14 protein-coding genes and 1 pseudogene are annotated in these 15,832 nt (G+C 38.8%); 14 read left to right on the plus strand and 1 reads right to left on the minus strand.

Annotated elements, in window-relative coordinates:
* Positions 1–807: 807 nt before the first annotated feature.
* From H7U17_RS06935 to H7U17_RS06970, 8 genes are all read left to right on the plus strand, one after another.
* A complete protein-coding gene (locus H7U17_RS06935) occupies positions 808–1,464 on the plus strand; it encodes a DUF6266 family protein (protein WP_186755938.1) in 657 nt (218 codons plus the stop codon).
* A 36-nt stretch (positions 1,465–1,500) separates the two neighbouring features.
* Positions 1,501–1,995 (plus strand): GxxExxY protein, encoded by a 495-nt coding sequence (locus H7U17_RS06940; RefSeq protein ID WP_230981298.1) that lies wholly within the window; start codon positions 1,501–1,503, stop codon positions 1,993–1,995.
* 1,251 nt (positions 1,996–3,246) lie between these two features.
* Positions 3,247–3,465 carry a GxxExxY protein gene (locus H7U17_RS20620; RefSeq protein WP_230981299.1) on the plus strand — a complete coding sequence of 73 codons (219 nt, stop codon included), beginning with the start codon at positions 3,247–3,249 and terminating at the stop codon, positions 3,463–3,465.
* Positions 3,455–4,036 (plus strand): Crp/Fnr family transcriptional regulator, encoded by a 582-nt coding sequence (locus H7U17_RS06950; RefSeq protein ID WP_186755939.1) that lies wholly within the window; start codon positions 3,455–3,457, stop codon positions 4,034–4,036. The genes H7U17_RS20620 and H7U17_RS06950 overlap by 11 nt, the downstream gene beginning before the upstream one ends.
* Before the next feature lie 55 nt (positions 4,037–4,091).
* A complete protein-coding gene (locus H7U17_RS06955) occupies positions 4,092–4,430 on the plus strand; it encodes a hypothetical protein (protein ID WP_186755940.1) in 339 nt (112 codons plus the stop codon).
* A gap of 16 nt (positions 4,431–4,446) precedes the next feature.
* The gene (locus H7U17_RS06960; protein ID WP_186755941.1) at positions 4,447–5,025 is read left to right on the plus strand and encodes an NAD(P)H-dependent oxidoreductase; all 579 of its coding nucleotides are present in this window, start codon (positions 4,447–4,449) and stop codon (positions 5,023–5,025) included.
* A gap of 552 nt (positions 5,026–5,577) precedes the next feature.
* Positions 5,578–6,087 carry a hypothetical protein gene (locus H7U17_RS06965; protein WP_186755942.1) on the plus strand — a complete coding sequence of 170 codons (510 nt, stop codon included), beginning with the start codon at positions 5,578–5,580 and terminating at the stop codon, positions 6,085–6,087.
* A gap of 115 nt (positions 6,088–6,202) precedes the next feature.
* Positions 6,203–7,237 carry a hypothetical protein gene (locus H7U17_RS06970; RefSeq protein ID WP_186755943.1) on the plus strand — a complete coding sequence of 345 codons (1,035 nt, stop codon included), beginning with the start codon at positions 6,203–6,205 and terminating at the stop codon, positions 7,235–7,237.
* A gap of 267 nt (positions 7,238–7,504) precedes the next feature.
* On the opposite strand, the pseudogene H7U17_RS20830 reads toward H7U17_RS06970, so the two are convergent.
* Positions 7,505–7,777 (minus strand): annotated as a pseudogene (locus H7U17_RS20830) (transposase); the annotation flags it as partial.
* Between the two features lie 248 nt (positions 7,778–8,025).
* Between H7U17_RS20830 and H7U17_RS06980 the strand changes: the two are divergent.
* The 6 genes from H7U17_RS06980 to H7U17_RS07005 all read left to right on the plus strand — a co-directional run bounded on the left by H7U17_RS06980 (position 8,026) and on the right by H7U17_RS07005 (position 15,598).
* Complete coding sequence (locus H7U17_RS06980; protein WP_186755945.1) at positions 8,026–8,553, plus strand: hypothetical protein; 528 nt, start codon at positions 8,026–8,028, stop codon at positions 8,551–8,553.
* Between the two features lie 150 nt (positions 8,554–8,703).
* On the plus strand, positions 8,704–9,651 hold the full coding sequence (locus H7U17_RS06985) for a WD40/YVTN/BNR-like repeat-containing protein (protein ID WP_186755946.1): 948 nt from the start codon (positions 8,704–8,706) through the stop codon (positions 9,649–9,651).
* A gap of 751 nt (positions 9,652–10,402) precedes the next feature.
* On the plus strand, positions 10,403–11,638 hold the full coding sequence (locus H7U17_RS06990; RefSeq protein ID WP_222439154.1) for a linear amide C-N hydrolase: 1,236 nt from the start codon (positions 10,403–10,405) through the stop codon (positions 11,636–11,638).
* 520 nt (positions 11,639–12,158) lie between these two features.
* A complete protein-coding gene (locus H7U17_RS20625; protein WP_230981301.1) occupies positions 12,159–12,293 on the plus strand; it encodes a hypothetical protein in 135 nt (44 codons plus the stop codon).
* Between the two features lie 59 nt (positions 12,294–12,352).
* Entirely contained in the window at positions 12,353–12,922 is a 570-nt protein-coding gene (locus H7U17_RS07000; RefSeq protein ID WP_186755947.1) for a hypothetical protein, read from the plus strand.
* Positions 12,923–13,231: 309 nt separating this feature from the next.
* A complete protein-coding gene (locus H7U17_RS07005) occupies positions 13,232–15,598 on the plus strand; it encodes an arylsulfatase (protein ID WP_186755948.1) in 2,367 nt (788 codons plus the stop codon).
* The last annotated feature ends 234 nt before the right edge of the window (positions 15,599–15,832 follow it).

The raw sequence follows: 15,832 nt of genomic DNA on the forward strand, positions 1-15,832 counted from the left end.
TAAATAGTAAGGAACTGAATGACTTAGAATATGGCTCTTTGTCATTCCTAGGATAGGAGGAATCTCTTAAATAATTTGCCGCTGGAAGAAATCTTTTCCCCACAAATGTCGGAAAAGACCGATACCCAGTGATGAAACGAAAACACTTCAATCCGCTTTATACATTAGGAATCGTTATGAGAACTGACACAACAAGAAAATCAGGCTGTTTGGAGATTGAATCATAGCATCACTATGGTGAGATCGAAAACAGCAGCGAAGCGACTGATTTTAAAGTAGTTTCAGTTCGTAATAGATAGGCTAATGCATAATGCGGATTTAATGGTCACCTTTTCACTATCGGCAGGCCTGACGGCGTATATTGAGCCTTAGGTTTACCTTATATAGGCGGACTCAATTTTAATCGTGTCGTTCGTCGTGGTAGGTCGGCATAACCAGAATGATAGACATTAGATGATAGGTGCAAAAATTCTTTATTCTTTGATCTTTACTCTTTATTCTAAACCCTAATATCTACAATAATTTCTTCTCTTTCTTCTGTTTTCTTGCTTTCAACTCCCATTTCGTCCTTAGCCTACCTTCACTTCCATTCAAGGAAAAACAAAATAATCTTCGGATCACTCCCGGATCTCCTTCGGATCACCTTCGGATCAAGCTCGGTTATATCCCTGTGAAATCCATATATAATTTGGAATTGTTCCTTGATTAATCCTGGTAGCGGTAAAAGTAAATACTTGACTGTTATAGGGTAATTACTTAACTTATAAGGGATTATTGTTAGCCAAGTGTTACTTTTAAACCTTTTTAATGATGGCAAAAGCAGATGGAATATTCAGCAAACTCAGGGGGAAAGTAGGGGGAGTTGTTTTTTATGTGGTAGACGGAAAAACTTATGTCCGGCAGCATATTGATGAACCCAAGATCAGTGAACCCACTCCTTTGCAGCAAGTTTATCGAAATAAATTCGGCATGGCCTCCCATTTCCTCAGGCCCTTGAAAATCCCCATTGAATTTGGTTTTCAGGCTTTCCGTAAAGGGATGCGCACTGGGATGAACGTGGCCATGGGCTATACGGTGAAAAACGCCTTCTATGGTGGAGGGGTAGATCCACTTCAGCTGATCCCTGCTCAAGTAAAGTTAAGTATGGGCTCGCTGACGGGAGCAAGAAATGCCCAAGTGAGTTGGGTGGATGATGAGCAGGTAAGCTTTTCCTGGGAAAACAATATCGGGGAGGGCAGCGCCGGACATTTTGATCAGGCAATGCTTGTCCTCTACAATGCTGAAGACCAAAGGGTGGAATATGTCCTGGAAGGGGATTTCCGGTCTGCAGGGCAGCAGGAAGTTAAGGTCTTGAGGGGCAAGGAACATGAGGGAAAGTTGCATGCCTATATCAGTTTTCATCACTATAGTCGCAGGTACAAGACCAGGGAATTTTCTGATAGCCAATATTTGGGAATGGTTTAAGGGTATTCCTTCAAAAATGGGGATTTTTAGAATTAATTGAACCACATAGACACAATAGCAATCATAGACGGTGTGACCTATGTGCCTATGTGGTTCAAAAAGAATAATACAGATATGCGAACCACACAGAAAGCGATAGATGAGTTGACCTACAAAATCATTGGTTGTGCTATTGAAGTGCATAAGCAGATCGGCCCGGGCCTTCTAGAAAGCGTATATGAAAAATGTTTTGTTAGAGAACTTCAAATTCAAGGTTTGAAGACCAGTACCCAGCAACGCATTCCTTTAGAATATAAAGGAGTGTCTCTTGAGGCAGATTTACGGTATGATGTACTTGTAGATAATTTGATAATTGTTGAATTGAAGGCCATGGATGGAATTTTGCCCATCCACGAGGCCGTGTTGCTCACTTATATGAAAATGGTGGAAAAGCCAAAAGGAATTATTATCAACTTCAACTGTACCAATATTTTTAAATACGGTCAAAAGACAATGGTCAATGATATCTATGCAAGCCTTCCGAAAGAATAAAATAATGAATTGCATAAACAAAATATTAATCAAAGACGCTATGACCTATGTGCCTATGTGGTTCATTCCCTCACTGGGTGAAGATTGGCAGAGGATTAGTTGAGAATGCATTTTCCCGTTCTTATTATTGGAATTTGCCATTCGGGTTTACAAGAATTAATTGAACCACATAGACACAATAGCAATCATAGACGCTGTGATCTATGTACCTATGTGGTTCAAGCCCTCCCTGGGTGAAGATTGGCAGAGGATTAGGTGAGAATGCATTTGCCCTTTCCTATTATTGGAATTTGCCATTCGGGTTTACAAGAATTAATTGAACCATATAGACACAATAGCAATCATAGACGCTGTGATCTATGTGCCTATGTGGTTCAAGCCCTCCCTGGGTGAAGATTGGCAGAGGATTAGGTGAGAATGCATTTGCCCTTTCTTATTATTGGAATTTGCCATTCGGGTTTACAAGATTAATTGAACCATATAGGCACAATAGCAATCATAGACGCTGTGATCTATGTGCCTATGTGTTTCATTCCCTCCCTGGGTGAAGATTGACAGAGGATTAGGTGAGAATGCATTTGCCCTTTCTTATTATTGGAATTTGCCATTCGGGTTTACAAGAATTAATTGAACCACATAGACACAATAGCAATCATAGGCGCTATGCCCTATGTGCCTATGTGGTTCAAGTCCTCACTGGGTGAAGATTGGCAGAGGATTAGGTGAGAATGCATTTGCCCTTTCTTATTATTGGAATTTGCCATTCGGGTTTACAAAAATTAAATGAACCATATAGACACAATATTAATCAAAGACGCTATGATCTATGTGCCTATGTGGTTCAAGCCCTCACTGGGTGAAGATTGGCAGAGGATTAGGTGAGAATGCATTTGCCCTTTCTTATTATTGGAATTTGTCATTCGGGTTTACAAGAATTAATTGAACCACATAGACACAATAGCAATCATAGGCGCTATGACCTATGTGCCTATGTGGTTCATTCCCTCCCTGGGTGAAGATTGGCAGAGGATTAAGTGAGAATGCATTTGCCCTTTCTTATTATTGGAATTTGCCATTCGGGTTTACAAGAATTAAATGAACCATATAGACACAATAGCAATCATAGACGGTGTGCCCTATGTGCCTATGTGGTTCAAGCCCTCACTGGGTGAAGATTGACAGAGGATTAGGTGAGATTGCATTTGCCCTTTCCTATTATTGGAATTTGCCATTCGGGTTTACAAGAATTAAATGAACCATATAGACACAATATTAATCAAAGACGCTGTGATCTATGTGCCTATGTGGTTCAAAAAGAATAATACAGATATGCGAACCACACAGAGAACAATAGATGAGTTGACCTACAAAATCATTGGTTGTGCTATTGAAGTGCATAAGCAGATTGGGCCGGGTCTTCTAGAAAGTGTATATTCACTTTTCAAAGCAAATTTGAAGAATGGACGCTGAAAAAGTCATCAAGAATATTGAAGAAATTTATTCTCCATTATCCACCGAGTGCCGGCAGGATCTTATTGCTCATTTAAAAATTGGGAAATATAAACAAGGAGAACTTGTCATTCGTGAAGGGCAACTTTCCAAAAAAGCATATTTAATTGCGGAGGGCTGCGCTAGGGCATATTACTTGAAAGACGGAAAGGATATTTCAGACTGGTTTACCTTTGAAAACCAGTTTATGGCCCCAGTCGTCAGCTTTTTTAGTGAAAAACCAAGCCCACATTACGTTGAGTTTGTGAAAGATTCGACGGTTTTTGAGTTTTCTAAGGCTATAGTGGATGAACTTGCGAATAAGCACCACGATTTTGAGCGTTTTATTAGTAAAGTGGTCACTGAAACTATGCTGGGACTCTGTGAAAGGCTTTACACCATTCAATTCAATAAAGCAGAAGAAAGATATAGGCACCTGTTAAGCTTATATCCTGACATAACCAATCAAATTCCTCTTACCCATATTGCCTCATATTTAGGGATTACATTGGAGACCTTAAGCAGAATAAGAAATCCTAAATATCAAATTTGATCTATATCAAATGATAACTCTTCCATTTGAAGAACCTTTGTGAAAAGGATAAAAAATGGAAGAAAATTACCGACAACTAGCGCCAATTTGGGGAAGGGAGTGGCAAGCTGTGAGAAAATGGTTTTACCCTGCCTGGCTTATTTACGAAACATCATATCGTTTTTATGATTACTCAATATCCGTTTATCAATATATTGAGGGGTATCAAGAAAGCATTTTTTCGATTCTTGGAGAATCCGGCACTCCTATATTAGCCGCTTTTTGTGGCATCATCACCTTTGCCATCTGCACGTTTTTTTTAACAGTGCCTAGCTCTTTTATACTGTATACATTTTTTAAAGAGGACAATTTAACGGAGACCAGGTTTGAAGAGAAAATAAAAAGACTACTATAATTTTTGAAAATCGATAATGAAAAAGACACTGATTATAAACGGACACCCGGATAAAGAAAGTTTCAGCTTTGCACTTGCAGCAGCTTATAAGAAGGGACTGGTAAAGTCGAATGCTGAAATAAAGGAAATTAATATCAGGGAGTTAAATTTCAACCCAAACCTTCAGTACGGCTACCGGAAACGGACAGAACTCGAACCGGATTTATTGGATGCCCAAGAAAAATTGAAATGGGCAGAACACCTAGTTTGGGTTTATCCAGTTTGGTGGAGTTCAGTTCCCGCAATCATGAAAGGTTTCTTGGACCGGGTTTTACTTCCTGGCTTTGCCTTTAAGAAAAGAGAAAACTCCTTATTTAGCGATAAGTGCTTAAAAGGAAAAACAGCGCGGATTATTTGTACCTTGGACCAACCTGCATGGTACTATAGGTGGATTTATAAAAGTCCAAGTCATCATGCGATAAAAAAGGGGACATTACATTTTATTGGTATAAGAAAAGTACGAATAACGACTATTGGCCCGATAAGGCTATCGAAGGAAGCGTATAGGGAAAAGTGGCTGCAAAAAGTTGAAAAATTAGGGGAAAAGAATAAATAGTGGCAGGCAAAGGTGGGATAAGGTTTTAGGATTAATAGAGGTAGATTATTGGTGAATTTTGGTTTTTTTGCAATTGTAAATTGGCTAGGATATTAGGGTGTAATTGCAAATTACACCCAGTCCCATAGACGGTTTATTCTACACCTAGGTGGGGGGCGCCTGCTCTTGAGGTAATGGAAGTAATCCTGTATGGCCTCATCATCGAGGGCCAGCAGGTCAAAGTTGAGGAGAAGCCCCAAATGGGCGAGACAACGGGAATAATTGGTCAGGGTACTTTAGCTCTTGCCCGAGATAGCCACTGATCTTCTTAACCTTTTGAACTGCAGGGCAAATCCGGGCATATTTTCAATGGCCCTTTCAATTATGGTCTGGCTTTTTTTTCATAGCTTAAAATGTTTAAAATTTACGATATGGCTAATTTAGGAAGATCCGGACAATCTTGCCGGCTTCCTGCTTTAGCTGGATTCGTTCAACAATGGCTAAAATGCATGCCCAACCAACCTAACCGTTGCACGACATCTTAGCCGGAACGTTGGCGCACATGTGAATGAAATGAACAAAATAAAAGACATAAATAAGGGAGATGTAATTGCTTTTAGGGCCGATGACCAGAGATACAAGGCTCTAATTTGTACAAGTGCATATAAAGAAAAAAGTCCTCAGAATTTCACCTTTGCCGCCTTATCAATTGACCAAGAAGAATTGCCAAAACTGACCAACATTCAGGAAAGCTTTTTCTATGGAATCGGAAACCGAAAAGACGATTACTTCAAATATTCTGAACCTGAATTGAAAAAAATGTGGACAATTCATCCTGAAATTAAACCTTATTTTCTAGGCTCTTATGGACTGAATATTTGGCGAAAGGACTTTATGAAATTTAGGGATAACATAGAATATATTGGTCATCTTGACATCATTGACAATCTTGACAAGAATGGAAATGGAAGTGTAAATGCAAGTGATTGGGATTTCCTAAAGGACTTTTTTAATGAGAAATATAAAAGCATCTTGAAAGATAGGGGACAAAAACTGTTTAAAACAAGTGCGATGATTAGATAATAAAAAAACACGATGCGCCAAACCGTTGTAAGCCATTTAAAAAAACGTGAGACACATAATTCCAATATTCTTATTCTTATCCATTTCACTTGACAGTTCTGCTCAAACTGACAGCTTGAAAAAGGTAAATCTGAGCTTTACCAAAATGCTTGTGGGTACAGAAAATATTTATGCATTGAATTCAAGCGGACAACTTGTTGCTTGGGATTTAAAGAACTTAACTAGAACCTTTACGAGTGACACGACTGTAAAGTACACCTCCATTGCCAAAGACAACTCGAATAAAATCTACCTAGGAACAGCAAAAGGCAAAATTTTCACGATTAACAAAAACGACTATTCAATTGACCTACACCTTGAACTAAAAAAGGACTACAGTGTAACTGATATCTTTTTCAACTCTGCAGATGAAATCTTTCTAATAGTTCCTTATGCTGTCTATGACCCGATAATAGATAAAAATTGGATAGATTTCAAACACCAGCCAAATGGTATGATTGTGTCAAAGCGATTCTTATTCTTCTTTAGGAAACGGACAAACCAATACTTTGACATGCCACAATATACATTCATAGACAGTCAAGACAGAATTTGGATGACTAAGAGCTTTGGAGAGTTTGGTGGTTCAATACAAATTTTCGATACTCAAAATAGGACAGAACTAAGTGCGGACATTGACAGTCTAAACTTTGGCTTACTCTTTCCAAAGTCGGTATTTGAAGATAAAGACCAAAACGTTTATATCACTTCTGGTCTTCAACATTTTATGAATAGTGGCGACATTTTTAAAATTAAAAACAATACCGCTACCAAAATTTATGACAGCGAAGATTTCAGAGACACTGCAGAAACTAATCCATTCGGTGGTGGAGTTTTTGTTGGACCAGGCACATATAATCCTTTTGACAACAAAATCTATTTTGCCACAACAGACGGATTTTATCGTGCCACAATTCCGAACGAAGGAAGAATAGAAAACCCTGAATTGATTTTTAAACCAGAGTTACTTTGGGATAGAGAACCTTTGGCGATTGGAGTTTCAATGTCCGTAAAAAGATTAGACTTCACAGATGACCATAGACTTGTTTTCCTGACTTCAAATAATGGAATCGGGATTTATGATGGAAAAGAATTAAAAATGATAAAATAAAAACGGCTTACAACAACTAGATTTTCGTAGCGTGCGTAGCACGAACGATGAAACCGGTGTTGCACGGAACCGGAGAGGTTCCTATGGGGATTGAGTCAGGATTTTTTGAGGGAAACAAGGTGTCCAATTAGATTAAAAAGTAATACCTACCAGTAGATCCGGTATCGATTCAAAAAGAGTTTTGTTGTTTTTAGCCTTTCCAATGCCTTTTGGAAGTGCTTTTTTATTGCATGGACATATGTTTCCCAGCCCGGGCAATATCAGGAATTAAAATTGTTTTTTGACAGCAGAAAAGACGGCTTTCGGCGGCCCTCTTTTAGGTATGCGCTGGATGCTTACCATGCTTTCCTTCTGGCAGCAGGTGTAATACCTTGGGTTATAGGTTTCCAGAATCCGGGACTCCTTTTCCCGAATCGGTATTCCAAGTATCTAATGAATAAGCGGAATGGCAGTCTGTTTGGCCGAGCTTCCCAATATCCCGAAGTGCCGGATCCGAACCAGCCCTTTAGGCAGAATATGCACGGAAAACCGGCGGACAAACCCCCTGTCCCCTCCTTTCTACTCCCTAATTGAAAGTCCATCCACACTAAAAGTCTAAAATTTCGCCAATTATAACTAAAAATACCCCATCTGGGGTATTTTTTGGTTTTGGGGGATTGGTTATGTTTGGGATTAATCAATTTTCAAACGTTTATAAGTGAATGTAAATGCTTGAAAATGGGGTAAATATATCAGATATAAACGCAATGCGTTTATTTACTCGTTAGCGCTAAGCTGAAAAAACGACATTGGAAACTCTAAAGGACATATTGGAAATAGAAGACAGCGGAGATTTAGACAAAGCTTTCGAATCTTACAATCGACTCTATCAAACCAACCCGTCAGACTTTGAAATTTGGAAACACTTCTACTTTTTCCTGTGGACGGCAATCGAAGACGCTCCTTCAGAATTTCATGACCGAATAAACCTCAGACAAAGACTACAAGAGATGTATGAGGATGGAAAAAAAAGATTTCAGAACTATACCGAATTCAAATTTATCGCAGGTTGGACAGTATCTATTTTCCCTTACGAGTATGGTGACTATGAAGACCTAGAGAGAGAAGGGAAAGAATTTTTACGACAAGCTAATCAAGAACAGCCTGACGATAAAATTTATAAAATGGTTTACCTCGGCAGCTTCGACTCTGACAAAGAAGAATATAGACAAGCTGAATTGGAAGCGAGTCCAGTGGTTTTAGACAGATTTCAAGGTCCAGGACTTCTGAATCGTTATTTTAGACAAGTATTGAACAGAAAAAATAAAAAAGCCTAAGCGCTAACAACGCATATAGCTTATGGCGGGTGAACGGCTTCCAGCAAGGTTTTCGCTCTGTAGCTAAGTTAGTTTCGGGTGGACTGGAAAGTGCTTCGAAACCGCCACAAGCCATATGCAAACCGTTGTGGGTTATTAAAAGAATGAATAATGAGAAATTCCTTTCTGTTTTTACTGTCAATAGTATTTGTTTCTTGTAGCAAGAATAATGATTTGCAGTTGTCAAATTGGGAGGTCTTAAATACCAACACTTCTCAAACTATTTTTGATATCGATTTCTCAGACAATAATAATGGTTTAGCTCTTATTTCAATTGGAAGTTGTATAATAACAAATGATGGTGGAGAAAGTTGGATTGAAAAACAAATTGTATCTAATGAAAACTTAGTTTCTTGTTTTGAACTAAACAAAAACGAAATTTTTGTAGGACGTAATAGATTTTTTAAGACCTCAGATGGAGGTCTAAATTTTAATGAATATGGTCAAGGGGAAATTGACTATGCATCATCTATAAAAAGTATTCATTTTTTCGATTCTTCAACAGGCATAGTTCTAAAAGCAGGGCGTATATACAAAACTTACGATGGGGGACAAAGTTGGGTAGAAAAATACTCTCAATCTACTTACTCGGATTTTATTGAGTATTCCGATAATACATTGTATGTGGCAGGAGGAATAACTTATGACGGTAATAGTTTTGGAGAATTGCATAAATCTGAAAACCAAGGAGAAACTTGGGCAGAAATAAACTTACCAATGGAAATTCAAAATTGGCAAATTAATACAATTGACTTTATAAATAGTGATATTGGATTCATTTCGACTTTTGAAAATAAAATCTATAAAACTTTAGATGGTGCTTCAAGTTGGAGTTTAGTAAAAGATTTTAATGGTTCAATCTATAATTTGGCTTTTATAGATGAACAGATTGGATATTTAACAAGTGGTGATAAAATTTTTAAGACAACGAATGGAGGAAGCACTTGGAATATGGACTATCAAGGTAACATTGAATTATATTACATAGAGAAGACTGAAAATTCGATTTATGTTAGTGGAAGGGATGGTATAATATTAAAAAATAACAACCCACAATAACTAAGCATTCGGGTGGCTGGAACAGCCAAGCCTTCCAAAGAGGGTAAGCCTTTAAGGAGAGTCAGACCTATGCTTGGCAGGTGAATCTGAATGCAGTGTTGAACGAGTGGTGCTGGGAAAGGGATAATTATGGGGAAAGTTTTTCCTTTTGTGTTTTGGCCGTTTGGGGTCAAAAAGCACGGTGCTTTTGGAACTTGTTTGCTTTCTTTTTGGCAGTGTTTAGGTTTTTCTTTGTATGGCTTATAGTCCTTTGGACAGCTTTACGGGTTGTTTTTTGGTTTTTTTGTAATTGTAAGTTGGCTAGGATATTAGGGTGTAATTGCAAATTACACCCAGTCACACCATAGACGGTTTATTCTACATCTAGGTGGGGGGCGCCTGCTCTTCAGGTAATGGAGGTAATCCTGTATCGCCTCGTCATCCAGGGCCAGCAGGTCAAAGTTGAGGAGAAGCCCCATATGGGCGAGACAACGGGAATAATTGGTGAGCGTACTTTAGCTCTTGCCCGAGATAGCCACTGATCTTCTTAACCTTTTGAACTGCAGGGCAAATCCGGGCACATTTTCAATGGCCCTTTCAATAATGGTCTGGCTTTTTTTTCATAGCTTAAAATGTTTAAAATTTACGATATGGCTAATTTAGGAAGATCCGGACAATCTTGCCGGCTTCCTGCTTTAGCTTGACTTGTTCAAAAACACCTATGCGCAATGCCCTTCGGGACACTGTTCATAGCCCAACCATTGGCAACAATATGACGAACGTAACAAATGCTACTTTCAATCATCAAATTAGAAAAGTTAAAATGATGAAATATTTACTGACTATTTGTTTTTCCACAATTCTATTATTTCCTAAAACAGGAACTGCTTGTAGTATGTACAAATTAACCCAAAACGGAAGAACCATAGTGGGAAACAATGAAGATTGGACTAGTCCAAATGGTCAATTTTGGTTCGAAGTAGGTAAAGGAAAGTCTTATGGTATAATGTATATGGGCTTCTTGGACAATTTTGCCCAAGGAGCAATTAATGAAGCAGGTCTGATGTTTGACGGATTTTATGAACCTTATTTAGAAGTTAAAAATGTAGAGGGAAAACTGGAAATACCAATTGGTGATGCTATTAAAAAAGTAATGCAAACCATGAGTACTGTAGAAGAAGTACAATCGTATTTAAATACGATTAACTTAACTATATTGGAAAATGGACAGCTTGTTTTTGTTGACAAATCTGGAACTTATTTAATAATAGAAGGCGATAAAATGTTTTTGGGAGATGAAGATGAGAAAACCTTTTCTAATTTCTATTATTCGCAAATAAATTCTTTGGAAGATGTAATGTTACCATATTTCCAGAAAGGGCGAAATTTCATTGAAACAACCGAAAAAGCCGGTTCATTGGACTATTGCGGTAAGGCCATGGAAAACTTTGCGCAGAATGGTAGAATCGCACCAACACAATACACCACAATTTATGATTTAAATACTTTGAAAATCAGAGTTCATCTGTTTCATGATTATTCCGATTATATCGAATTGGATTTAATTTCTGAATTACAAAAAGGGAATCACCGTAAAATGATTGCCGAACTATTCCCTGAAAATTCCAAAGGTTACATACACTACAAAAAATATAATAATCCTGAACATCCGACATTACTCTTAGAAGAATTGATAGGTAACAATGAAATAACCGAACAAGAGTTTTTGAACCAAGGTTTTAATAATATAATCAATGATTTAGGATATGAATGGCTTAACCAGATCAAAAACCCCGAAGGAGCGATTAAGGTTTTTAAATATGGCTTAACTCTTATGCCGAACAATGCAAATTTATATGACAGTCTAGGAGAAGCCTACTTTGTAAGTAAAGAATGGGATGATGCTATTGTTAGTTATGCCAAGTCATTAGTCCTTGACCCACAAAATAAAAACGCAATTAAAATGATAGCTAAAGTAAATAAACAACGTGAAATGGTTACTAAATAAAAAACTGTTACCAATAACTAAGCATTCTGACGGCCGGAACAGCCAAGCCTTCCAAAGAGGGTAAACCTTTAAGGAGAGTCAGACCTATGCTTGGCAGGTGAATCTGAATGCAGTGTTGAACGAGTGGTGCTGGGAAAGGGGTAATTATGGGGAAAGCTTTTTCCCTTTTGTGTTTTTGGAGGTTCGGGATCAAAAAACACGGTGCTTTTTGAACTTGTTTGCTTTCTTTTTGGCAGTGTTTAGGTTTTCCTTTGTAAGGATTATAGGCCTTTGGACAGGTTTACGGGCTGTTTTTTTGGTTTTTTGCAATTATAAATTAGTTAGGATATTAGGGTGTAATTGCTAATTACACCCAGTTGGATATAACGGTTTTTTCTACACCTAATTGGTGGAGAGAAAGCGAACACAAGGTATAGTGCAGGGAGTTTACAGAAAGTCCTGAAATCAGTCTTAGGTAAATCGGGCATAAAAAAAGCCGGTTACCTTACATTGGCTCAGGTATTCTTTTGCCACTCACCTTTTGGAAAATGTTCCCGACTGGCGTTATATTCAGGAGATATTAGGTCATAATAGCAGTAGGATTACTGAGATTTATATCCATGTGACTGATAATGGCATAAGGAAGATTATATCACCCTTTGTTGACTTTAAATAAAATGCACCAATGGTATAGAAGTTAGGCATCAGCTAAAAAGAACGGGACCAAGGAATTAAATGACTACAGAAAAACGATACGGAATTCTTGATTCACTACCGACCTACGGACCTATGTATGTACCAGTGAGTGAAAGTGGCGAGCCTTTTTACTCTGAAGGTGTAGTAGTTCGTTTTTTTAGAAATGACGGTACCGATTGGGTAGCGAACTTTCAATCAGGTTGGACAGAACTTAAAGAAGTTATTGAACTTGAAGAGTCAAATGACTTGCTGATTATTGCCAACGGGACTTGCTATTTGATGAATCCAAATAACGAAAAGCCAGTAGATGTTTTTGGAGTTGGTTATTCAAATGTTTTTAAGGTCAGTAATGGAGATCTTGTACTGCAAGATCAAACAGACTTGACAATTATTAACCAAAATGGAACTCATTGGGATTCTGAAAGAATTTCTTGGGATGGTCTTAAAGAAATTCAAATTGAAGAAAGCATTGTTAAGGGGCTTTCTTATGACCCAATGTATGATGCAGATGAATGGGTTGAATTTTCATATGACCTTAATTCAAAAACTTTGATAGGTGGAAGTTACCACAGATACGATAATAAAAAACCTTGGTGGAAATTTTGGTGATTAAAAATAAAAAAGCCTGTGCACAACAAAACCTATACGCAATGCGGGCTGAAGGAATAACCCAAAGGTCGGTGCTTCTAATCCGCCAAAGCTCCGCTTTGACGTTTTTGTTGAATAAATTTAAAAACACAAAACGCAGCTTTGGCTACTGTTTGTGCTAGATTTAAAGTTTCGGCTTTTCAATCCCGCACTGCGCATAGCCAAACCGTTGGCAACAAGTGAAATCCGAACATAATATGTAATGTATTGATTATAAAGTGTCGGAAAATCACCATTTTACATGGGAATTAGCCTTATAATCCATAAAATATGAAAACCAAGAACCTTCCTTATTTTATTCTGGTAGTAGTTATGTCTATTGCTTTTGCCAACAAAATGTATGGGCAGGAAATATTACCATTTCCACCAACGCCTTCAGCTTCAAAGGCCGGAATAACGTTATCCGAGTCTACTCATCAAAAAAGACAAACGGTTAATCACCTACCCGAGGACGCTCCCAACATTGTCATCATATTGATCGACGATGTTGGTCCCGGACAAGCCGGTACTTATGGTGGTGAATTTAACACGCCTACTTTAAGTAAAATTTCCAAAGAAGGTATTTCTTACAACCGATTTCACTCAACAGCTATGTGCTCGCCTACCCGGGCTTCGTTACTAACCGGGAGAAATCACCACAAAGTAGGAAATGGTCAGATTCCGGAATACGCAAACGACTGGGATGGTTATACCGGAGTGATTCCCAAAAGTGCAGCAACCGTTGCAGAAGTACTAAAAAATTATGGCTATTCCACCTCCGCTTTTGGGAAGTGGCACAACACTGCACCTGAAGAGTCAAGTGCTGCCGGCCCTTTCGACCACTGGCCTACAGGTTATGGCTTTGAATATTTCTACGGTTTTATGGCTGGCGATGCCTCGCAATACGAACCAACCTTATTTGAGAACACAACATTGGTTCCCGAGGAACACTTTCACAAAAAAGGATATCACCTAAGTGAAGATTTGGCAGACCAGGCTATCAACTGGATGCGTCAACACAAAGCAATAGAGCCCGACAAGCCTTTTTTAATGTACTGGTCGAGTGGTGCGGTACACGGTCCCCACCACGTAACAAAAGAATGGGCTGATAAGTACAAAGGGAAATTTGATGATGGCTGGGACGCGTATAGAAAGCGCGTTTATGAAAAGGCAAAAAAACTAGGATGGATACCAGAAAACGCAAAACTTACACCACGTCCGTCGACAATGCAAGCATGGGATGACATTCCTGAGGATGAAAGAGCATTCCAGCTGCGTTTGATGGAAGTATATGCAGGGTATGCAGAGCATGTGGATGCACAAGTTGGTAAAGTAATCGATGAGCTTGACAATTTAGGCTATGAGGACAATACCCTGGTTTTCTATATATGGGGAGACAATGGCGCCTCGTCGGAAGGGCAACAAGGTACCCTTGCAGAGTTGCTGGCACAAAATGGTGTAAAAACAACTACAAAACAGCAAATTGAAGCACTCAATAAGATTGGTGGTTTGGATGAATTGGGAGGAAGTAAAGTGGAAAATATGATGCATGCCGGATGGGCATGGGGAGGTAGTTCTCCTTACAAAGGAACCAAGCTTGTAGCAGCTTACTTTGGTGGTACCCGTCAACCTATGGCTGTTCGATGGCCTAAGGTAATTAAACCTGATAACGTACCACGGTCTCAGTTTCACCATGTCAATGATATCGTTCCAACAATATATGATATACTCAATATTACCCCTCCGAGAGTTGTAAATGGTGCAGAACAAATGGAGCTTGACGGGACCAGTATGAAATATACATTTGACAACCCAACTGCCGAAGGTAGAAAGGGTGCCCAGTATTTTGAAATCCACACAAGTCGGGGTATCTATAAAGATGGTTGGTTTGCCTGTGCATTTGGAGTTCGAACTCCCTGGGTACAAGGTCTTCCAGACTTCGATAATTGGGATCCAATGAAAGAACCCTGGGAATTGTACAATTTAGAAGAAGACTGGTCGCAAGCCAATGACCTGGCAAAAAGCAATCCGGATAAACTTGATGAGATGAAGAGTACCTTCCTGGTGGAGGCGGCCAGAAACAATGTATTGCCTATCGGCGGGACTTTTTGGTCAACAGCAGCCTTGCACCCCGAAGATGCTCCGGCTAGCCCAATGACAGAATGGAACTTCGCCGGGCCAATAAAACGAATTCCCGAAGCTGCTTCGCCTCGATTTGGAAGCACATCAAACCAAATGGATTTTGATGTTACGGTTCCCAAAAACGCGAATGGTGTATTGTGTGCTGTGGGTGGTTATCCAGGTGGAGTAAGCTTTTTTATAAAAGATGGATATCTGAACTATGAATATTGTTTTTTTCTGATGGATCGCACCAGGATTGTTGCCAGTGAAAAACTTCCTGAGGGTAAAGTAAATATTCAACTTTTGTCGGAGCTGGAAAACGGGCCGGCCTCAGCTTTGAATATCACTATAAAAGTAAACGGGAAAGAGGTAGCAAAAGGAAAAGTACCTCGTTCTATTGCATCAACTATTTCCTATAACGATGGCTTTGATATCGGCCAGGACTTAGGATCGCCGGTGTCTGATGCCTATTTTGACAGTGCTCCATTTACTTTTAACGGGAAAATAAACAAGGTTGTGGCGAAGTATTTAGAATAAAAAGTATTTACGAATATACACCTGTTGCCAACATTTTGTATAAGTAATGGCAGGCGCTGTGGTAAATATCAAGGTTTGTAGCACGTACAAATTGCGTAGCTGTTTGACAGGGAAATACCACGCAATCTGCCACTACTCATACAATTTACCGTTGGCAAGCATTAAAAAAATAGAGAGAGGTAATTGAGGTAGATTATTGGTGAATTTTGCTTTTTTTGCAATTGTAAATTGGTT

This window comes from Echinicola salinicaeni (assembly GCF_014280965.1).
GTDB classification, from domain to species: Bacteria; Bacteroidota; Bacteroidia; order Cytophagales; family Cyclobacteriaceae; genus Echinicola; species Echinicola salinicaeni.